The 21,182-nt window shown below is 68.3% G+C and carries 13 protein-coding genes; 10 read left to right on the top strand and 3 right to left on the bottom strand.

What is annotated here, in order from left to right; genetic code table 11:
• Positions 1-78: 78 nt before the first annotated feature.
• From MJO58_RS18600 to MJO58_RS18555, 10 genes are all read left to right on the top strand, one after another.
• Positions 79-324, top strand: a complete 246-nt coding sequence (locus MJO58_RS18600; protein WP_239720432.1) for a hypothetical protein — start codon at positions 79-81, stop codon at positions 322-324.
• Positions 311-1,075, top strand: coding sequence for a thioesterase II family protein (locus MJO58_RS18595; RefSeq protein ID WP_239720430.1), 765 nt, complete (start codon positions 311-313; stop codon positions 1,073-1,075). Before MJO58_RS18600 ends, MJO58_RS18595 begins: the two co-directional genes overlap by 14 nt.
• Positions 1,068-2,387, top strand: coding sequence for a beta-ketoacyl [acyl carrier protein] synthase domain-containing protein (locus MJO58_RS18590; RefSeq protein ID WP_239720427.1), 1,320 nt, complete (start codon positions 1,068-1,070; stop codon positions 2,385-2,387). Before MJO58_RS18595 ends, MJO58_RS18590 begins: the two co-directional genes overlap by 8 nt.
• The gene (gene mbtD, locus MJO58_RS18585) at positions 2,387-5,443 is read left to right on the top strand and encodes a mycobactin polyketide synthase MbtD (RefSeq protein ID WP_239720424.1); all 3,057 of its coding nucleotides are present in this window, start codon (positions 2,387-2,389) and stop codon (positions 5,441-5,443) included. The genes MJO58_RS18590 and mbtD overlap by 1 nt, the downstream gene beginning before the upstream one ends.
• Before the next feature lies 1 nt (position 5,444).
• Positions 5,445-12,020, top strand: a complete 6,576-nt coding sequence (locus tag MJO58_RS18580) for a non-ribosomal peptide synthetase (protein WP_239720422.1) — start codon at positions 5,445-5,447, stop codon at positions 12,018-12,020.
• Positions 12,017-16,408 carry an amino acid adenylation domain-containing protein gene (locus tag MJO58_RS18575; protein WP_239720419.1) on the top strand — a complete coding sequence of 1,464 codons (4,392 nt, stop codon included), beginning with the start codon at positions 12,017-12,019 and terminating at the stop codon, positions 16,406-16,408. The genes MJO58_RS18580 and MJO58_RS18575 overlap by 4 nt, the downstream gene beginning before the upstream one ends.
• On the top strand, positions 16,405-17,694 hold the full coding sequence (gene mbtG / locus MJO58_RS18570; protein ID WP_239720418.1) for an NADPH-dependent L-lysine N(6)-monooxygenase MbtG: 1,290 nt from the start codon (positions 16,405-16,407) through the stop codon (positions 17,692-17,694). Before MJO58_RS18575 ends, mbtG begins: the two co-directional genes overlap by 4 nt.
• Positions 17,691-17,912, top strand: a complete 222-nt coding sequence (locus MJO58_RS18565) for an MbtH family protein (protein WP_090603936.1) — start codon at positions 17,691-17,693, stop codon at positions 17,910-17,912. The genes mbtG and MJO58_RS18565 overlap by 4 nt, the downstream gene beginning before the upstream one ends.
• A 157-nt stretch (positions 17,913-18,069) precedes the next feature.
• Positions 18,070-18,594 carry an MTB12 family secreted protein gene (locus MJO58_RS18560; protein WP_434086247.1) on the top strand — a complete coding sequence of 175 codons (525 nt, stop codon included), beginning with the start codon at positions 18,070-18,072 and terminating at the stop codon, positions 18,592-18,594.
• Positions 18,595-18,641: 47 nt separating this feature from the next.
• Complete coding sequence (locus MJO58_RS18555; protein WP_090603934.1) at positions 18,642-19,160, top strand: MTB12 family secreted protein; 519 nt, start codon at positions 18,642-18,644, stop codon at positions 19,158-19,160.
• Here MJO58_RS18555 and MJO58_RS18550 read toward each other — a convergent pair.
• From MJO58_RS18550 to MJO58_RS18540, 3 genes are all read right to left on the bottom strand, one after another.
• Complete coding sequence (locus MJO58_RS18550; protein ID WP_239720415.1) at positions 19,157-20,029, bottom strand: sigma-70 family RNA polymerase sigma factor; 873 nt, start codon at positions 20,027-20,029, stop codon at positions 19,157-19,159. The two genes, MJO58_RS18555 and MJO58_RS18550, sit on opposite strands and share 4 nt — an antisense overlap.
• Positions 20,026-20,622, bottom strand: a complete 597-nt coding sequence (locus MJO58_RS18545; protein ID WP_090603932.1) for a carboxymuconolactone decarboxylase family protein — start codon at positions 20,620-20,622, stop codon at positions 20,026-20,028. The genes MJO58_RS18550 and MJO58_RS18545 overlap by 4 nt, the downstream gene beginning before the upstream one ends.
• A gap of 92 nt (positions 20,623-20,714) precedes the next feature.
• The gene (locus MJO58_RS18540) at positions 20,715-21,056 is read right to left on the bottom strand and encodes a type II toxin-antitoxin system VapB family antitoxin (protein WP_090603930.1); all 342 of its coding nucleotides are present in this window, start codon (positions 21,054-21,056) and stop codon (positions 20,715-20,717) included.
• Between the last annotated feature and the right edge of the window lie 126 nt (positions 21,057-21,182).

The following is a 21,182-nucleotide window of genomic DNA, read 5'->3' as shown; positions in this document are numbered from 1 at the left end:
TTGGTAGCAACGCCGCAGGGAGAGGGGATAGGGTAACCAAAAAAATTAGGGCAGCCTGTGCTAATTCAGGGAGGTTTCGTGGAGCGTGCCCCCGCGTGCTCGGAGAACATCCGTGCGGAGGTAGCCGAATTGATCGGCGTCGGTGTCGACGCAGTTCAGCAAGCTGACAACCTGCGGTGTCGGGGCCTGGGCCCGCTCCCGGTGACGGCGCCGGCGGGCCGGTCGTGGCTGGTATCGGCAGGCGCTCACGCTGCGCCCGCCCACTTGGCCCGCGCCGACGGCGTCGCCGCCCATGCATCCGGTGAGCACCATGACATTCCGTGACCTGATCAGCATGCCCTCCACATTTGCGTCTTGGATCAAACTGGTTCCCGGGCGCGGCGAGAGCCCGGCTGACGGCGCCACGGTGGTGTTTCCGCACGCCGGCGCGGCCGCCGCGAGCTACCGGCTGCTGGCCGCCGCACTGGCTGCCGGGGGCGACATCTACATCGTCCAGTACCCGCAGCGCGCCGACCGGCTCGCCGAACCTGCCCACGAGACCGTGCATGACCTGGCCCTCGGGCTGTTTGAGGCCGGGCCGTGGCGCAGCGTCGCGCCGCTGCGGTTGTTCGGGCACAGCATGGGCGCCGTGGTGGCGTTCGAATTTGCTCGGGTGGCCGAAGAGCGGGGCGTCGCCGTGCAGAAGCTCTGGGCTTCCGCGGGTCCGCCACCGTGTGTCGTCGCCGACATGCCCGAGCTGCCGACCAGCGATGACGGCGTACTCGCCGAGATCGCCGACCTCGGCGGTACCGATCCCGAATTGCTCGCCGACGAGGAATTCTCCGAGCTGATCACCACCGCGATGCGCGCCGACTATCAGGCCTTCAATCGCTACGACCCCAGTCCCGATACCCGCATCGGTGCCGACATCCACGTCCTGGGCGGCCGTGACGATCACCGCATCGCGATCGACGTGCTGCGCCAGTGGGAACGGCATACCGGCGGGTCCTTCGAGCTGTCGCTGTACGACGGCGGCCACTTCTACGTCTACGACCACGTCGATGCGATCGCCACACAGGTGAACGCCGATGTCTGACAACGGGGTCGAAGCCGTCGCGATCGATCCGGTCGTGATCGTCGGGATGGCCGTCGAAGCGCCCGGCGGTATCGACACCGCCGACAGTTATTGGGACCTATTGGCGCACGGCCGCGAGGCCTTAGGCCCGTTTCCGACCGACCGGGGCTGGTCCGTCGCCGAACTGCTCGCCGGGTCACGCCGCAGTGGATTCAAACAGATCCACGACCGCGGTGGATTCCTCAGCGGGGCAGCCACATTCGACCCCGAGTTCTTCGGCATCTCGCCTCGCGAAGCGATCGCGATGGACCCACAGCAGCGGGTGACGCTGCGGGTGTCCTGGCGCGCGCTAGAGAACAGCGGCATCAACCCCGACGACCTGGCCGGCCACGATGTGGGCTGCTTTGTCGGCGCATCGATGACCGGGTACGGGCCCGAGATGGCCGAATTCTCGCGGCACAGTGGCCATCTGCTCGCCGGCACGGCGCTGAGCGTGATCTCGGGCCGGGTGGCGTACACGCTCGGGTTGACCGGTCCGGCGCTCACCCTCGACTCGTCGTGCGCGTCGGCGCTGGTGGCCTTCCACGTTGCGGTGCGTGCCCTGCGGGACGGCGATTGCGATCTGGCGCTGGCCGGTGGGGTCAACGTATTGGGCTCGCCCGGTTTCTTCGTCGAGTTCTCCAAGCAGCACGCCCTCTCCGACGACGGCTACTGCCGCCCGTACAGCGCGCAGGCCAGCGGAACGGTCTGGGCCGAGGGATCGGCAATGTTTGTGCTGCAACGTAAATCGGCGGCGCTGCGGGCCGGTCGGCAGATCATCGCCGAAGTCCGCGCCACCGCCGTCAACCAGGACGGTCGCAGTGCCGGTCTGTCCGCCCCCAGCGAGGACGCGCAGGTCCGGCTGTTCCGCCGCGCGATCACCCAGGCCGGAATCAAGCCCGAGGAAGTGGGCATGATTGAAGGGCACGGCACCGGCACCCGGCTCGGCGATCGCACCGAATTACGTTCGCTGGCAGGAACTTACGGGAACACCGAACCCGGTGCCGGGGCGCTGCTGGGTTCGGTCAAGTCCAACCTGGGTCACTCGTTGGCCGCTGCCGGTGCGCTCGGGTTGGCCAAGGTTCTCGTCGCGGCCGAACACGGCGCGATACCGCCCACCCTGCACGCCGACGAGGCTAGTCCTGAAATCGATTGGGATGGGCAAGGTCTACGTCTGGCGCAGACGCTGACTGCGTGGCCGGCTATTGCCGGACAACGGACGGCCGTGGCGTCGGCCTTCGGGATCGCGGGTACCAACGCGCATCTGATCGTTTCCATGCCAGAGGTCGCATAGTGCCCGATCACATGTTGCCGGACGGCCGTGTCCCGGTGCTGCTCACCTCGCACGACAAAGAGCTGATTCGCCGGGACGCCGCGGCGATCCTGGACTACTTGGACCGCAACGGGGACAGAGCACCGGATCTCGTGGCGTCGGTCGCGTCGACCCTGCTGGGGCTGCGGCGGCTGCGACGTCACCGCGCGGTGGTGCGGGCAGCCGACTCCGCCGAGCTCGTCGACAGCTTGTCGGCGCTGGCCCGCGACGACGAGCACCCCCTGATCAGCTGGTCGTCGAAGAGCTCGGCGCCGCGCATCGCTTTCGTGTTTCCGGGCCAGGGCAGTCAATGGCAGGCGATGGGATCCGACGCCTACCGGCGGCTGCCGGCCTATCGGGAGACCGCGGACGAGTGCGGACGGGCGTTCGTCGCGGCCGGGTTGCCCGCGCCGCTGCCTTACCTGGTGGGGGAGCTGGAGCAGAACTGGTCGCGCACGCAGATTCAGGGCGCCCAGTTCACGCACGCGGTCAGCCTGGCCGCGGCATGGCGAAACTACGGGGTGGTTCCCGAGGTCACCATCGGGCACAGCCTCGGTGAGGTGGCGGCGGCGTATGTGGCCGCCACGATCACGTTGCCCGACGCGGTCAGGTTGGTCGGCGCGCGCGCGACCGTCGTCGACCGGCTCACCGGCCGGTACGCGATGGCGGTGCTGGGGGTCGGCCTCGAAGAGGCGGAGTCGGTGCTGGCGGATGCGCCGGGCTGGCTGGAAGTGTCGGCCGTCAACGGACCGTCGTCGACCGTGGTGTCCGGCGAGCACGACGCCGTGGCCGCTGCGGTGCAACTGGCGGGGCGCCGCGGCATCTTCAATCATCAACTGTCCGTCGACTATCCGGGCCACACCAGCGCACTACGGCCGTTGCGGACTCCGTTGATCGAGCTGATACCCGATTCGGCCTTCCGGCCCGGCGAGGCGCGGTTCGTCGGCTCCACCTTCGGCACCGAGGTGGATGGCGGCATCGACTTCTCCGAATACTGGTACGAGAACCTTTGTGGCACGGTGCGATTCGATCGGGCGGTGCGACACGCGCAGAAACTGGGCGTCGACACGTTCGTCGAGCTGTCCGCACACCCGTCGCTGCTCTATCCGCTCGCCGACATCGTCGACGAGGATTCGGCGGTGGTCGTCGGATCGGGACATCGCGACAAACCCATCACCGAGGCGCTCTCGGCGAACGTCGCCGCCGTCGCGACCGCCGACCCCGGTAGCCCATGGGCCCAGGCCATCCCCGGCGGTATCCGGCCGCCGCTGCCGAGGTTCCCGAACGCGCCGATGCGGGCGGTGCACCTGTGGGCGACGCCGGAACCGCTGACCGACTTGCTCGCGGTGCCAGCGCTGACCGCCGCCGTTGAGGACTGGCAGCAGGTGACGTCCACGGCTGGCGTAACTCGTTGTGCTATCGGTTTTTTCGGCGAGGACGCTGCGGGTGTGTTGACGCAACGACTGATCGACGCCGTCGCCGCGCACCACGGTTGCCAGGCGGTGCCGCTCGGCGAAGCCGAAATAGTGGTGGTGGTCGCCCCGGAACTCGACCAGCTGGATCCGCTCGCCGCGATCGAGCAGATCGGTGCGCGATCCGACGCGGGGCTACCCGACTACGCCGCGATCATCGGCCCACGATGCCGGGCCGTCTGGTTGCTGACCGCCGGCGCCGAGCAGGTCGAGCAAGAGGATCCGAATGTCTCGCCGGCACAGGCCGCCCTGGCCGCGATGCACCGCAGCGTCGGGTTCGAATTCCCGGACCAGATCTTCGGGCACCTGGACCTGCCCAGCCGCGATGTCGACGCCGCGACCGCGCGCGCGGTCGTCGAAGCGCTGATCGGCGACGGGGCCGAGATCGCGGTGCGGGGGACCCAATCGCCCCGATGCTATGTCCGGACATTCCGGGAGTGCCGCGATTCGGCAACCAGCCGGCCATTGGATGGCGCCGCACTGGACAACGTGGTGATCACCGGCGGCAGCGGAGCGATCGGCCTGCAGTACGCGCGGTACTGCATCGAGCGCGGCGCACGGACGGTCACCTTGTTGAGCCGCAACGGCGTCGACCTCGATGCGATGGCACGGCTGGCCGAAAATCATGACGCGGTGGTCCACGCCCCGCGGTGCGACATCACCGACCGCGTCGCGTTGTCCGCCGCCGCGCTCGCATATGCCGGCTCCGGCGCGTCACTGCTGATACACACCGCCGGCATTGCCAAAGCGGTTGTGCGCGAGGATCTCACCGGCACGGATGTGGCCGCGGTATGCCACGCGAAAGTTCGCGGGCTGGCGCTGCTGGCCGAGGTCTGGCCGATGCGGCCCGACTGCCGGATTCTGGCCTGCTCGTCGGTGTTTGGTGTGTGGGGCGGCTACCACCATGCGGCATACGCGGCATCCAACCGGATGCTCGACGTGCTAGCCGCCCAGTTGCGGGCCAGCGGCCGAGACTGCACGGCGATTCGATGGGGACTATGGCAGGCCGCCGGTGTGGTGGCGGCCAGCGAGATCACCCGCACCGAGCGTTCGGGTCTGATCGCCATGGACCCCGAATTGGCGATCGAGGCCGGCCTGTACCGTTACGACGGCGATCCCCTGATCTTCGACGCGGATTTCGACCGGCTCTCGGTCTTTTTCGAAAGCCAGGGAATGCCAATGCCGTTCAGCGGCGTCGGCGGCGGCGAGAGCTCCGAGCATGGCAACGGCTCCGCTGCGAAACCGGTCGCCGACGTGGTGCGTGCCGAGCTGGCCGCGACATTGCACCTGGGTGATTCGTCCTCGATTGATTCGAGTGCCTCGCTGATCGACCTCGGTGTGGACTCGTTGCTCGCGCTGGATCTGCGCAAGCGGCTGCGCCGGACGGTGGGGAACTCGGTTCCGGTGGCCCGCATGCTCGGCGGCATCACCGTGCACGAATTGATCGATGCGGTGGGCGCCGGCTCAACCGGCGGCCCGAAAGCCCCATCGCGGCTGGATGCCGCCGCAGCTCCGATCGGGGCGCCACATTCGACGCTCGCGATGCTAGAAAGGTTGGACTCCTAGCGTGACAGAAACCAATGCCAGCGCCCAGCTCGACGAAAAGCGCCTGGAGTTGTTGCGCCGCAAGCTCGCTGAACGCGGCCTGACCCGGCCCGAAGCCGAAGGGTCGGTGGCGACCCTCGACGAGCCGCGCATGTCCGGCGGTCAGCACCGGATGTGGTTCGTGCAGTCGGTCGACCCCGACACCGCGCTGCTCAACGTCTGCGTCTCGTATCGGGTAACCGGCACGGTCGACGTAGCGCGGCTGGAGGACGCCGTCACTGCCGTGGCCGCGCGGCATCAAGTGCTGCACACGACCTACGAGACCGACGCCGACGGCCTTCCGTATCCGGTGGTCCGCGCGGATCTTCGGCCGGCATGGGCTCAGCACGACCTGTCGGATCTGTCCGATCAGTCGCGGCGCTTGCGGCTGGACGTGCTGGCGCAGCGGGACTTCTGCCGCCCCTTCGACCTGGCCAAGGATTCGCCACTGCGGGTCACCGTGGCGCGCTTGTCTGCCGACGAACTGATGCTGCTGTTCACCGCCCACCACATCGCGTGGGACGACGGGTCATGGGCGCCGTTTTTCGCCGATCTGACCCACGCCTACACCGACCCGGACGGATTCGCCGCCGCGCCGGTGGTGCCCGCCCCCGCGGTCGAGCCGGCCTTCACCGACACCGCCAGCCATAACGAGGACGCGGACTACTGGCGGCCACTGATCACGAACCTGCCGGAGCCACTTGAGCTTCCGGGGCCCAACGGTTCGGTGGTGCCCAGCACCTGGCGTGCGCAGCGCGCGACGACGCGGTTGTCGGCCGACGTCGTCGATCGGGTTGCGGCATTGGCCCGGGAGACCGGCGCCACCCCGTACATGGTGCTGATGTCCGCCTTCGCGGCACTGGTCCAGCGCTACACCCAGTCGAGCGACTTTCTGGTCGCCGTGCCGGTGCTGAATCGCGGCGTCGGGACCGAGGATGCCATTGGTTATTACGGCAACACCGTGGTGATTCGGCTCCAACCGCACTCCCACCAGACATTCCGCGAACTGCTCGCCCAAACGCGCGACAGCGCCGTCGGCGCCTTCGCGCATTCCCGCGCCGACCTGGATTGGCTAGTGCGCGAATCGAATCCCGATCGCCGCCACGGCGCGGACCGGATGACCCGGGTGAGCTTCGGACAGCGAGACGCCGACGGCGCCGGCTTCTGCCCGCCGGGTGTGCAATGCGCGCGCGCCGAGTTGCGCGGTCACTTCAACCAGCTGCCACTGAGTTTCATGGTGGAGCTGCAGCGAGGGGGGAACGGCGGGCTCGTCGAGGCCGAATACCTCGTCGAGGTGCTCGATCGCCCGCTGGTGGAACAGCTGCTGCGACACTACGTCGTCTTGCTGGACAGCGCGCTGAGCAACCCCGACGCGACGCTGTCGGCATGCACACTGATGAGCCGCGAAGACGCCGAATGGCTACGCCAGGTGTCGACGGGCGAAGAGTTCACCACCGCGGCGGCCACGTTGCCGGAGTTGGTCACTCGGCGCGCGAGTTCCGCGCCCGATGCCATCGCCGTCGGCTACGAAGGCCGCGACTATAGCTACCGGGAGATCGACGAAGAGTCGAACCGGGTGGCGCACTGGCTCATCGAACAAGGGATCGGCACCGAAGACCGAGTCGCGCTACTGCTGGACAAGTCGCCCGAACTGGTCATCACGGCGCTGGGCATCCTCAAAGCGGGTGGGGTCTACCTGCCGGTGGACCCCACCTACCCGCAGGATCGCATCGCGTTCATCCTGGGTGATGCGGACGCCAAACTGGTGCTGCGCGAACCGGTTACCGGCCTGTCGAACTACCCGGTGACCGCGCCCGAGCTGATTCGGCCACTGACCCCGCACAACACCGCCTACCTGATCTACACCTCCGGTTCGACCGGGCTGCCTAAGGGTGTTCCGGTTCCGCACGCGCCGATCGCCGAGTACTTCGTCTGGTTCGGCGACGAATACCAGGTCGACGCAACGGAATCGTTGCTGCAGGTCGCCTCGCCCAGCTTCGACGTGTCGATGGGCGAGATTTTCGGCACCCTGATCATGGGCGCGCGGCTGGTCATTCCGAGGCCCGACGGGTTGCGCGACATCGGCTACCTGACGGACCTGCTCCGCCGCGAAGGCATCACCTCGATGCACTTCGTGCCGTCGCTGCTCGGCCTGTTTCTGTCGCTGCCCGGCGTCAACCAATGGCGAACGCTGCGGCGGGTCCCGATCGGCGGCGAGGCCCTGCCGGGCGAGATCGCCGACAAGTTCCACGCCACCTTCGATGCGCTGCTGTACAACTTCTACGGCCCGACCGAGACCGTCGTCAACTGCACCAGCTACCCGGTGCAGGGCACGCAGGGCACCCGCATCGTGCCGATCGGCCGGCCGAAGATCAACACGCAGGTGTATCTGCTCGACGATGCGCTGCAACCGGTCCCCGTCGGCGTGATTGGCGAAATATACATCGCCGGAACGCATGTCGCGCAGGGATATCACCGTAGGCCGGGGCTGACGGCCGAACGGTTCGTCGCCGACCCGTTCACCGCGGGCGGGCGGATGTATCGCTCCGGTGACCTGGCCCGCCGCAACGCCGACGGAGACATCGAATTCGTCGGCCGCGCGGACGAGCAGGTAAAAATCCGCGGCTTCCGCATCGAGCTCGGTGAAATCGCCGCCGCCATCTCGGTCGACCCCAGCGTTGGACAGGCGGTGGTGCTGGCGGTGGATCTGCCCCGACTGGGTAAGAGCCTGGTCGGCTATGTGACCCCGGCGCCGGACTGCGGCACCGAATCCGTTGACGTCGAGCGGATCCGGGCCCGGGTGGCCGCCGCACTGCCGGACTATATGACGCCGGCCGGCTACGTCGTGCTCGACGAGATTCCGATCACCGCGCACGGCAAGATCGACCGCGTCGCGCTTCCGCAACCGGAGATCGCCGCCGGCGCCGAATATCGCGACCCGACGACGCCAACCGAACGCCGCATCGCCGCGCTGTTTGCCACCCTGCTCGGCCACGACCGGGTGGGTGTCGACGACTCGTTCTTCGATTTGGGCGGCCACTCTCTGGTGGCCACCAAACTGGTCACCGCGATCCGGTCGGATTGCGGTGTGGAGGTTGGCATCCGCGATGTCTTCGAGCTGGGGACGGTGGGCCGGCTGGCCGAGCGGGTCGACGAGCTCGGGTCCGGCGAGCTCGTCGAGTCTCGGCCCAAGTTGATCGCGACCGCTCACGAGGAGCCCCAGCCGCTGTCGGCGTCACAGCTGCGCAGCTGGTTCGCCTACCGCATCGACGGTCCCAGCTGGGTCAACAACATTCCGTTCGCCGCGAAACTGAGCGGTCCGTGGGATATCGAGGCGCTGATCGCGGCCATCGGTGACGTCGTCGCACGTCACGAAATCCTGCGCACCAGCTACATCGAAATCGACGGCGTGCCGTATCAAGTGGTCAATCCGGCCGGCGATCTGCCGATCCGCCGCGCGTCCTTCGACGGTGCCGACCAGCACAGCGAAGCCTGGCTGCAAGAGCAGCTTGACCAAGAGCGTCGGCACTGCTTCGAGCTCGATGCCGAACGCCCAATCCGTATTGCGTTGCTGCGCAACGGCATTGACGGCGAGTACGTGATGTCATTCGTGGTCCATCACATCGCCTCCGACCACTGGTCCGCGGGCGTGCTGTTCTCAGATGTACTCACCGCGTACCGGGCCCGGCGGGCCGGGGAGGTGCCGTCGTGGGCACCGCTTCGGGTGCAGTATGCCGACTACGCGGCATGGCAGGGCGCGTTCCTGGGGGACTCCACCGGCCAGGAGTCCGCGATTGCCGCCGAGCAGCGCGAGTACTGGATCCGGCAATTGGCGGCGATGCCTGAAGACACCGGACTGCGGCCGGACTTCGCTCGCCGGCCGGTGCCCAGCGGCGCGGGTGAATCCGTCGCCTTCCGCATCGACTCGACCACCCGCGCCAAGCTCGCCGAGTTATGCCGCGAGTTGGGTATCACCGAATTCATGCTGCTGCAAACGGCCGTTGCCGTGGTGCTGCATAAGGCCGGTGGTGGCGTCGACATCCCGTTAGGCACCCCGGTTGCCGGACGCACCGAGGCCGAATTGGATCAGCTGATCGGCTTTTTCGTCAACATCCTGGTGCTGCGCAACGACCTGGACGGCAACCCGACGTTGCGCGAAGCACTGGCCCGGGCGCGCGAGACGGCGCTGGCCGCTTACGCCCATCAGGATCTGCCGTTCGACCGGGTGGTCGACAGCGTGAGCCCGGTGCGTTCGCTGTCGCGCAACCCGTTGTTCCAGGTCGTGGTGCACGTGCGCGATCAGTTGCCGGCCACCCGCGTCATCGATTCGGGGCCAGCGGCCGGTGCCGGCGAGGACACGGTGTGCACCTCGCTGGACCCGATCTTCGATATGGCGCATGCCGACCTCAGCGTCAACTTTCTGGGCGCCGACGGTGCTGACGGCGCCGGATACAACTGCGACGTCATCTACCGCACCGAGCTGTACCGCCGGTCGACGATCGAGCGACTGGCGGGCTGGCTGGCCCGGATCATCTCCGAGTTCGCCGACAACGTCGACCAAACCCTGCGCGACGTTGCGGTGATCGATGCCGACGAGCAGCACCGGATCCTCGACGCGTGGAGCCGCGGCACCCCGGCGCCGGCCGACCGGCCGCGCACCATTGCGGAGTTACTCGCGCCCAGCCGCAGTTGGGGACCCGACCGGATCGCGGTGCGCTGCGGCAGTGAGCAGCTCGATTACCATGCGCTGCACCGCCGTTCGGACAACCTGGCGGGGCTGCTCGTCGAACACGGTGTGACACCGGGATCGCTGGTCGGGCTCTCGACGCGGCGCGGCATCGACATGGTGGTGGCGCTGGTGGCCATCATGAAAGCCGGCGGCGGTTACTTCCCGATCGATCCTGGCTATCCGCTGGCGCGCAAGCAGTTCATGCTCGACGACGTGGTGCCGCCGGTAGTACTGGCGACGGCCGAGGCCGTGGACAGCACGCCCGAAGTGCCTGGGGTAAAGGTCATTTCGCTGGGCGACCCGCAGGTACGCACGGTGGTCGAGAACGGCACCGTTCGTCCGGACCTACCGGTGCCGCATCCTGACGACCCGATGTATTTGGTGTTCACGTCCGGCTCGACCGGCAAGCCGAAGGGCGCGGTGGGCACGCATCGATCGATGTCGGCCCGGCTGGATTGGCAGTTGCGGCATTACCCGCCCTGCACCAACGACATTCGACTCGCCCAGGCCTCGATCACCTTCCTCGAGGGCGGTATGGAGATGCTGGCCGGTTTGGCGGCCGGGGCCACGATGATCCTCGCCGACGATGCCGAGCACCGGGACGCCGAAGCGCTCGCGGCGCTGATGGACCGGCATGCGGTGGCGCAGGTCACCGCGGTGCCCAGCCTGGTCTCGGCGCTGGTGGACATCCGGCCCGACGGGGTGCGATCCCTGTCGCGGCTGGTGTGCGGTGGCGAGCCGGTGAGCACGTCGCTGCTGGAGCGCCTGGTCACCGCGTGTGCGGGCAATACAGACATCCAGCTGTTGAACAACATCGGCTCCACCGAGACCTCCGGTGCGGTGTCGCGCGGGCCGCTCGGTCTGCCGAATCCGCTTGTGGGCAGGCCGGTCCCGGGTAGCGATGCCTACCTGCTCGACGACGGCCTGCGCCCGGTGCCGGTCGGTGTGGTCGGCGAACTGTATTACGCCGGCGACCAACTGGCCCGTGGCTACTGGAAGCGGCCCGGTCTGACCGCGTCGCGGTTCATTGCCAATCCCTATGCGGCCGAACCTGGTTCGCGAATGTACCGCAGTGGCGACCTGGCCCGGTGGACCGAGGACGGCCAGCTGGAGTTCGCCGGCCGGGCCGACCATCAGGTCAACGTGCGCGGTTTCCGCGTCGAGTTGGCCGAGGTCGAAATTGCACTGGCGGCCGCCGACGGCGTCGCCGCGGCCGCCGCCCGTACCTGGGAGATGCACGGAGGTCTCTCGCTGGCCGGATATGTTGTGCCGCAACGGCCGATCGTCGACGATTCCGAGAAGGCTGCCTTCGCGAGCGCGGTGCGCGCCGCGGTCGCGACGACGCTGCCCGGCTACATGATGCCGTCGTCGCTGACCGTGCTGGACGCGATGCCCAAGACCGATTCGGGCAAGCTGAACCGGCCCGGGCTACCGAAGCCGGCGGTCAGCACCGGCGGACAGCTCGAACCGTCGCGCACCGACACCGAACGGGCGCTCGCCAAGGTGTTCGCCGAACTGCTCTGCACCCCGGAAGTCGGCCGCTACGACGACTTCTTTGCCCTCGGCGGCGACAGCATCCTGTCGGTGCAACTGTCATCGCGCGCCCGCGCGGCCGGCCTGGCGGTCAGCCCGCGCATGGTGTTCGAGCATCCGACCGTGGCGCAGTTGGCCGCCGCCCTGGACGCTTTGGGCGAAGGCAACGCCCACACCGAGCCGGCCGAGGCGCCGGCCGATACCCACTTCGAGCCGATGGCCGCGTCCGGACTGTCGGCCGACGACCTGGCCGCCGTGGCGCAGCTGTGGTCGTCGTCGCGGGACGGGACGTCATGACCGCTATCAAAACCGATGTCGCACCTGACATCGAGGACGTGATGGCGTTGAGCCCCTTGCAAGAGGGCTTGTATTCGCTGAGCGCGCTCACCGAATTCGTCGACGGCGAAGCGGCCGACGATCCCTACATGATCGGCATGGCCGCGGATATCTCTGGCGTACTGGACATCGAGCTGTTGCGCGATTGTGCGACAAAGATGTTGGCCCGACACCCGAACCTGAGGGCCAGCTTCTTCAGCCGGGGCATTGCCCGCCCGGTGCAGATCGTGCCCTCCCGAGTCGAGTTGCCCTGGCAACTGGTCACGGCCTCACCCGACGAAGTACCGGCGCTGGAGGTCGGCGAACGGCGGCGACCGTTCGATTTGGAACGCGGGCCGGCCATTCGATTCCTGCTGATCGAATTGCCGGGCCCACAATGGCGTTTGGTGATCACCGCCCACCATATCGTGATCGACGGGTGGTCGTTGCCGGTGTTCGTCAACGAGATGATGATCCTGTACGCCGCCGGCGGAGACCCCACGGCGCTTCCGGTGGCGCCGCGGCCGTACCGGGACTACATCGGGTGGCTCGCGAGTCGCGATCCGGAGGCCAGCCAACAGGTTTGGCGCCAGCACCTGGCCGGGCTGGCCGGCCCCACCCTGCTGGCCGCCGCGCTCGGCTCGGCTGAGGGGCAGCCGGCAGGCCTGCCGCGCACCACCGAACTGCGGTTGCCGCCCGAAGTCGCCGAGCGGCTCGTCGAGGGCGCCCGGTCGCGCGGCATCACCATCAGCACCCTGATGCAAATGGCGTGGGCCCTGGTGTTGTCGCGACTGACCGACACCCACGACGTGGTCTTCGGAGTCACCGTCTCCGGCCGGCCGGCCGAACTCGCCGGCGTCGAGACAATGATCGGTCTGTTCATCAACACGGTGCCGATGCGGGTGCAGCTGGACCCGGCCGCCGGCGTGGGCGACCAATGCCGCACTGTGCAACGCAATGCCGCGCTGCTGCGCGAACACGGCTATCTCGGGCACGCACAGCTGCGCGCGCTGGGCGGCGTGGGCGAGATGTTCGACACCTTGCTGGTCTACGAGAACTTCCCGATGGACGGGCTGGTCGCCGGCGGCGAATTGACCGCGGGCAGTGCGACATTCCGGCCATCCGCGCTGGAGAGCCTGTCACACTTCCCGATCGCGATCGCCGCCCACATGCAGGGCCGCGAACTGGTGGTGCTGGTCGAGGTGTTGGACGGCGCGCTGGGTGCCACCTCCGCCGAGCGGCTGGGCCGGCGGGTGATGGCCACCGCCGAGCGACTGCTGTGGGGCTGGGATCGGCCGTTGCGTGAGGTCAGCGTGCTCTTCGACGACGAGGCCGGCACGGCTGCCGGCGCGGCGGCCCCGCCCGCGGTCGGCATCCACACCCGGTTCGCCGCGATCGCGGCGACAACGCCCGATAACGTCGCGGTCAGCTGGGCCGGCGGCACGCTGAGCTACCGCGAGCTCGACGGTCGCGCCAATGGGCTGGCCGCCCGGCTCGCCGAGCGCGGGGTGAGGTCCGAAACCCCAGTGGCCATCCGGCTTTTCCGCGGCCCGGAGTACATCGTTGCGATTCTCGCGGTGCTCAAAGCCGGCGGCATCTGCGTGCCGATGGAGCCGGGGCTGCCCCCCGAGCGGGCGGAGTCGATTCTGCGCCAGACCGGGGCGTCGATCATCGTCGACGAGGAGCTGCTGCGGACCGCGAAACACGACGGCGCCGACTTCCACCCCGTCGAGCCGCCGCCGGAGCAGGCCGCATACGTCGTCTTCACATCGGGGACCACGGGAGAACCCAAGGGCGTCATCGGAACTCACGCAGCCGTCGGCGCGTACGCCGACGATCATCTGGATAGCGTGTTGCGGCCCGCGGCTGCCCGGCTGGGCCGCCCGCTGCGCATCGCACACGCGTGGTCGTTCGCCTTCGACGCCGCCTGGCAGCCCCTGGTCGCGCTGCTCGACGGCCACGGCGTGCACGTCGTCGACGAGCGGACCCAGACCGACGCCGAGGCCTTGGTCGCCGCGATCGCCGAGCACGGCGTCGACATGATCGACACCACCCCGTCGATGTTCGCCCAACTCACCGCTTGCGGATTGCTCACGACGGTTCCGCTGACGGTATTGGCACTGGGCGGGGAAGCGCTGGGGAAGTCCGCATGGACCCTGATCCGCGGCGAGTGCGCACGAACCCGGTTGCGCGCCTACAACTGCTACGGCCCGACCGAAACCACGGTCGAGGCGGTGGTGGCCGCGATCACGGATTACGACGAGCCGGCGATCGGACGGCCGACCCACTACACCCGCGGATACGTGCTCGATTCCGGGTTGCGTCCGGTGCCCGTCGGGGCGACCGGCGAGCTCTACCTGGCCGGTGCGCAGTTGGCCCGCGGCTATCTGGGCCGCCCGGGGGAGACGAGCCAGCGCTTCGTCGCCGATCCATTTGTCGCCGGCGAGCGGATGTACCGCACCGGCGACGTGGTGCGCAGGGGTGTCGACGGCTCGCTGCAGTACGTGGGGCGCGCCGACGCGCAGGTGAAGATTCGCGGCTACCGGGTCGAGCCGGGTGAGATCGCGGCGGCGCTCGAGTCGCACCCCGCCGTCCGGCACGCCGGTGTCCTGGTGCGGCGCCTGCCAACCGGAGCGCGGCTGAGCGCCTACGTGGTGATCCCCGACGCGCACCCCCTTCCGACCGTGGAGCTGCGTGCCATGCTCGCTACCCGGTTGCCGCGCTATATGATTCCGCAACGCATCATCAGGGTCGACGAAATCCCGCTGACCGCCAACGGCAAACTCGACGAGGCCGCGCTGAGCGCATTCGATGCGGCCGACACCGCGAGCTCCGCCGGGGCCGAGCCCGAAACGCCCACGGAAACCCTACTGGCCGAAGTGCTTTCGGAGCTGCTCCACCTGCCCACGGTCGACGTCGCCGCGGACTTCTTGCAGCTGGGCCTGGACAGCATCATGGCGTTGTCGGTGGTGCAGGCCGCGCGGGCACGGGGTCTGGCGTTGCGGGCCAGGCTGATCCTCGACTGCGTCAATGTCCGGGAACTGGCGGAGGCTATCGACTCCGAAAGTGCTTACGCGGCAAGCAATGTCGAAGACAGCGTTGGGCCGATGCCGGTACTGCCCAACGGCCGCTGGCTCTACGAATACGGCGAGCCTCGTCGGCTGGCACAGACCGAAGCTATCCGGCTGCCCGACGACGTCAGCCGCGAACACCTGGATGCCGCGCTGGCGAGCGTCGTCGCCGGGCACGAAGTGCTGCGCACCCGACTGGACCGCGCCACGATGACCCTGGTACCGACGCCGGCCAATGCGACTCTGGTCGACGAGGTGACGGTTTCCGGTGATCTGCACGCCGTCGTCCCCGGGCATGTCGCGGCGGCCGTCGAACGTCTCGATCCCGAGCGCGCAGTGCTGCTGGCCGCGGTCTGGCTTCGCCCCCCGACCGGACCGAGCGTTCTGCTTCTGGCCGCCCACGTGTTGGCAATGGACCCGGCGTCGTGGCGGGTCCTTCTCGGCGAATTGGACGCGGCGCTGCAGGCTTTGGCCACCGGCCACTCGCCCGCGCCGATCCGGGAGCACACCAGCTACCGGCGGTGGGCCCAAGCGCTGGCGCAGCGGGCCGAGAAGTTGGACACCACGCCGTTCTGGGCGGCACAGCTCGAAGGCGACGATCCCAATCTCGGTGCCCGACGGGTTGATCCGGGCCGTGACCGGGCCGGCGATCTGATCGTCCGGATGGTCGCCGCCGATGCGGACACCACCCACCGGCTCCTGAATTCCGGGCTGCCGCTGCCGCATCTGCTGGTCGCCGCCACCGCGGCGATGGTCACGTGCTGGCGCCAGCAGCGAAACCAGGCCACGCCGCCGCCACTGCTGGCGCTGGAAACCCACGGGCGCGCAGACACTTTGGTCGACGACACCACCGACACAGGCGACACGATCGGACTGCTCAGTTCCATCTATCCGGTGCGGGTGGCCTCGGCCGACCCGCGGCAGGTCGGGAAGCAGTTGGCGGCCATCCCGGGCGACGGCCTCGATTACGGCCTGCTGCGTTATCTGCGCTCCGACACCGCCGAGCGGCTGGCCCCGCTGCCCAGTCCGCAGGTGCTGCTGAACTACCTCGGGGCGGCCCACACCGGCGGTGGCACCGTGCTGAAGCCGGAGCGCGGATTGCTGGCCGGGGTATCGCCGCAGCCGGAACCTGATCTGGCGGTGCGCCACGAACTCACGATCATGGCCACCGTGTTGCCCTTCGACGGTCAACGTGTTCTGGCCGCGCAGTGGCGCGCGCTGCCCGGCATTCTCGATGACGCGGACATCTCTGCGTTGCAACAACTTTGGATGGATTCACTGCGGGAGGTGGTGACATGAGCACGTTGGCGATCCTGGGCGCCGGCGCCAAGGCGGTGGCCGTGGCGGCCAAGGCCAAGGCATTGCGCGACATGGGCCCCGATATCCCAGAGGTCCCCGACGTGATCGCCGTCGAACGCACCGGAGTCGGGGCGAACTGGCAGGCGAGCGGCGGCTGGACCGACGGGGCGCACCGGCTCGGAACCAGTCCGGAAAAAGATGTCGGCTTTCCCTACCGGTCGGCGTTGGTGCCGCGCCGCAACGGCGAGCTCGACGAGCTGATGACCCGGTACAGCTGGCAGTCCTACCTGATCGCGACCGCGTCGTTCGCCGAGTGGATCGACCGCGGCAGACCCGCTCCGCCGCATCGCAAATGGAGCCAATACCTGGGCTGGGTCGCCGACCAGGTCGGCATGCAAGTGGTGCACGGCGAGGTCGACGGGCTCGGCGTCGTCGGCGACCGGTGGGCACTGCACACCCGCGAGACCACCGTGCACGCGGATGCGTTGATGATCACCGGACCAGGTCAGGCCGAGAAATCGTTGTTGCCCGGCAACCCGCGCATGATGTCGATTGCGCAGTTCTGGGATCGCGCGGCCGGCCACGACCGCATCGACGCCGAGCGGGTCGCGGTGATCGGCGGCGGTGAGACGGCCGCCTCGATGCTCAATGAGCTTTTCCGGCATCGGGTTTCGACGATCACGGTCATCTCGCCGCAGGTGACGTTGTTCACCCGCGGCGAGAGCTTCTTCGAGAACTCATTGTTCTCCGACCCCACCGACTGGACGGCCCTGACGCTGGACGAGCGCCGCGACGCGCTGGCCCGCACCGACCGCGGCGTGTTCTCGGCGAACGTGCAGGAAGCGTTGCTGGCCGACGACCGCATCCATCACCTGCGCGGCCGGGTCGCGCACGCGGTCGGCCGCGACGGGCAGATCCGGCTGACGCTGTCCACCAACCGGTTCAGCGAGAACCTGGAGACGGTGCACGGATTCGACCTCGTCATTGACGGCTCCGGCGCCGATGCGCTCTGGTTCACCTCACTGTTCAACCAGGACGCGCTCGATCTGCTCGAGCTGGGTCTGGGCGGACCACTGGCGTCCGATCGCCTGCAGGAGGGGATCGGCTACGACCTGTCCGTCAGCGACGTCACCCCCAAACTGTTCCTGCCCAACCTGTCCGGCCTCACCCAGGGGCCCGGTTTTCCGAACCTGAGCTGTCTCGGCCTGTTGTCGGACCGGGTGTTGGGGTCCTGGGTCGGTCCGGCGGGTGGTCTGTCCAGATTGGCGATGGTGGAGAAGCGATGAGTACTAACCCTTTCGACGACGACAACGGCACCTTCGTCGTGTTGGTCAACGAGGAAGAACAGCACAGCCTGTGGCCGGTGTTCACCGACGTCCCGGCGGGCTGGCGGGTGGTCTACGGCGAAGCGACCCGCGCCGAATGCCTGGACTATGTCGAACTACACTGGCCCGACATCCGTCCGAAGAGCTTGCGTGCATCCGTCTCCGGTCCGGCTGGTTAAGCGGCAAAGCCCGATTCTGGGCTGCTACATAGGTTGCGCACAGATTAGTCGGGGTGATCCCGCGTAGCATCTGTCACAAGGTGCACAACCACACCATCTACACCAACTGCGGGCACGGGTGACATTCCGTCACGTCGTTGCACTCGAAGGGGGAATCATGAAATCTCTGAAAGTCATTAAAAGCGTTGTCACGGGTGTGGCCGCCCTGGGCGCCGTCGGCGCCGCGGCCATCGGCGTCACCTCGGTCGCGTCCATTCCGGCGGTTAGCGCGGTACAGCTGGCCGCCGTCGGCGCCCCGTTGCCGCAGGACCCACCGTCGGTGCCGGCTCCCGCCGTCGACGTTCCGACCGCCGACCAGCTGACCGGGCTGCTCAACACCCTCGCCGACCCCAGCGTGTCGTTCACGAACAAGGGCAATCTGGTCGAAGGCGGCGTCAGCGGGACCGTGGCCCACATCGCGGACAAGAAGCTGCAGAAGGCGGCGAAGAACGGCGACCTGCCGTTGTCGTTCACCATCACCGACATTGCTCCGGCCGCCGCGGGATCGGTAACGGCGGATGTCGCGGTTTCAGGCCCCAAGCTGACCAACCCGGTGATGCAGAACGTCACCTTCGTCAACCAGGGCAGCTGGATGTTGTCGCGCTCGTCGGCGATGGAGCTGCTGCAAGCCGCCGGACAGTGAGTAGCATCCGTCAGGTTGGCCTGAACCGGGCCGCTAAAGGGGGAAACGTGAAATCCGTAGCTATCAGCGCGGCGGCGCTGGCCGTCATCGGCGGCGCGGCCGTCGGCATCGCTTCCGTCGCAACGCCAGTGCCTGCAGTGCAACTGGCCGCGGTCGGGGCGCCGCTGCCGCAGGAGCCGCCGCCTCCCCCCGCGCCTGCGCCGGTGGGCCCGGGCCTTCCGACGGCTGAGCAGTTGAGCAACCTGTGCCTGCAGGCCACCGATCCTGGCGTGGGCTACTCCGTCAAGGTCGGCCTGGTCGAAAACGGCATCAATCCCGACGAGGGCCACGTTGCCGACCACGACCTGCGTAAGGCCTACCGCAACGGCAACTTCCCGGAGACGTTCACCGTGACGAACATCGTGCCGGCCGGGCCCAATACGGCCGCCGCCCAGGTGGCCATCGCGGGCCCGAAGTTCGCCGGGCCGGTCAGCAAGCAACTGGTGTTCGTCCAACAGGGTGGCAACTGGGTGCTCCAACACGACGCCGCGCTCGCTTTGCTGCAGGCGGCGACCGCGGTCAACTAGCCGGCCACGGCTTTCAGGTCGAGCCGGGCGATGCGCTCCGGGTCGGCCAGCACGTCGATGGCGGCGATCACGCCGTCGCGCACCACGAACGCCATGATCGCGGTGGGCCGGCCGGTGACGAAGACGACCCCGCCGGCCGCGCCGTTGACAATCGCGGCGCGGACCTCGCGCTCGGGCGCTGCGTAGCCGCGGGCCAGCTCGGCTACCGACGACGCACCCTCGGCGTGGAAAAGCCCTGCGCCGGAACCGAAGTCACCACGCAACACGACGTCGGGATGCAGCACCGACACCAGCCGGTCGAAATCGCCGGAGCGCCCCGCCGCAAAGAAGGCGTCGACGGCTTCGCGCTGCGCGGCGATGTCGGGGTCGGGCAGCGGGTCCGCGTCCCGGATTCGCCGGCGTGCGCGGCTGGCCAGCTTGCGCGTCGCCTCCGGGGTGCGCTCGACGATCGGTGCGATCTCGTCGAACGGGACGGCGAACACGTCGTGCAGGACGAACGCCAACCGCTCCGGCGGTGCCAAGGTGTCCAGCACGACGAACAACGCCAGGCCGACCGCGTCGGCCAGCATCGCGCGGTGCTCGGGGTCGAATTCGCCGTGGGCGTCCACGATCGGATCCGGCAACTGGGCGACGGGTTCCTCGCGATGCCGGGAGTGGCGGTCGCGCAAGGTGTTCAGGCAGATGCGGGCCACCACGGTGGTCAGCCACGCGTCCAGGTTGGCGATGTCGTCGGTGGGGCTACGGTCCAGCCGCAGCCAGGCTTCCTGCACGGCGTCCTGCGCGTCGTCGATCGAGCCCAACATGCGGTAGGCGAGGGCGCCCAGCTGCGGGCGGGCCGCCTCGAACCGTGCCGTCAGTGCAGCCGTCACGCGCGACCGGATTCGGGCAGGGCGCACACCCGGTTGCCGGAGAAGCCGGACGAGCCGATGCCGAGTGCGACATTGAACCGGGCCCGCAGGTTGCCCAGGTTGATGACGTGGGTGAGGGCGACCAGCTGCGCCGTGTCGAAGTGGGCGCGCAGCGCGTCGAACAGCTCGTCGGTCACCTCGAGCGGGGTCCGGCTCATCGCGGTGGCGTACTCGAGGATCAGCTTGTCGACGTCGTCGAAGCACGCCGCGTTGCGGTAGTCGGCCATCCCCAGCAGTTCCTCGTCGGTGATGCCCCACTGGCGCGCGATCTGCGAGCCGAGGTCGACGCAGTACTCGCAGCGCACCGTCGTGGCCGCCTTCAGCTCGGCCAGCGCGCGGTGGCGCGGGCGCAGGATGTCCAGCTTCGATTCGGCCATTTCCAGCTTGCCGATGGCGCTGAGCAATGCGGGGATGTGGGCATACATGCGCAGCGGCTCGAGCATGCCGGCCGTTTCCAGCCCGGCCATCTGCGCGAGCTTGCGTTTGGTGAAGAAGAAGGCGATCTTGGCGCCCAGACTGGCGTCGCGGTCGGAGACTCCCTGAAGCCGGGGCATGGCGGACCTCCCGAATCGTCCTGAATCATCAACGTGCGGACCTTGTTGGCCCTCATTACGTCGACACCCGGCGACGCGCAAACGTGACCGGGCTAATGCCCGAACGTCGAACCCGATCCCTGCGTCTGCTGGCTCAGCGGTACGTCCATGTCGTACACCCGGGCATGGAACACGGTGCGATTCCGCAGCGCGGCTTGGACCGCGCGATGCAGGCCGTCCTCGAGGTAGATGACGCCTTTCCACCGCACGGCGTGCGGGAACAGGTCGCCGTAGAAGGTGGAGTCCTCGGAGAGCAGCCGGTCCAGGGCCAGCACGGTTGTCGTGGTGACCAATTCGTCGAGCCGGATCTGCTGCGGCGGTATCTGGGACCAGTCCCGGTAGGAGAGCCCGTGTTCGGGGTAGGGCTTCCCTTCTCGTACGCCCTTGAAAATCATTGGCAGATCTTCTCCGATGCGTCGTCGAGCCCCGTGCACATACCTGCTGGACAGGCTAGCCGCAAAGTCGCCGAAAGTGCGCGGCGGACGCTCGCGCAGCGAGGTCAGCGCGTCGTGTGAGACCGT

The sequence above is a fragment of the Mycobacterium lentiflavum genome, from assembly GCF_022374895.2.
Taxonomy (GTDB): Bacteria; Actinomycetota; Actinomycetes; order Mycobacteriales; family Mycobacteriaceae; genus Mycobacterium; species Mycobacterium lentiflavum.
This window is presented reverse-complemented; position numbering and strand designations above follow the sequence as displayed.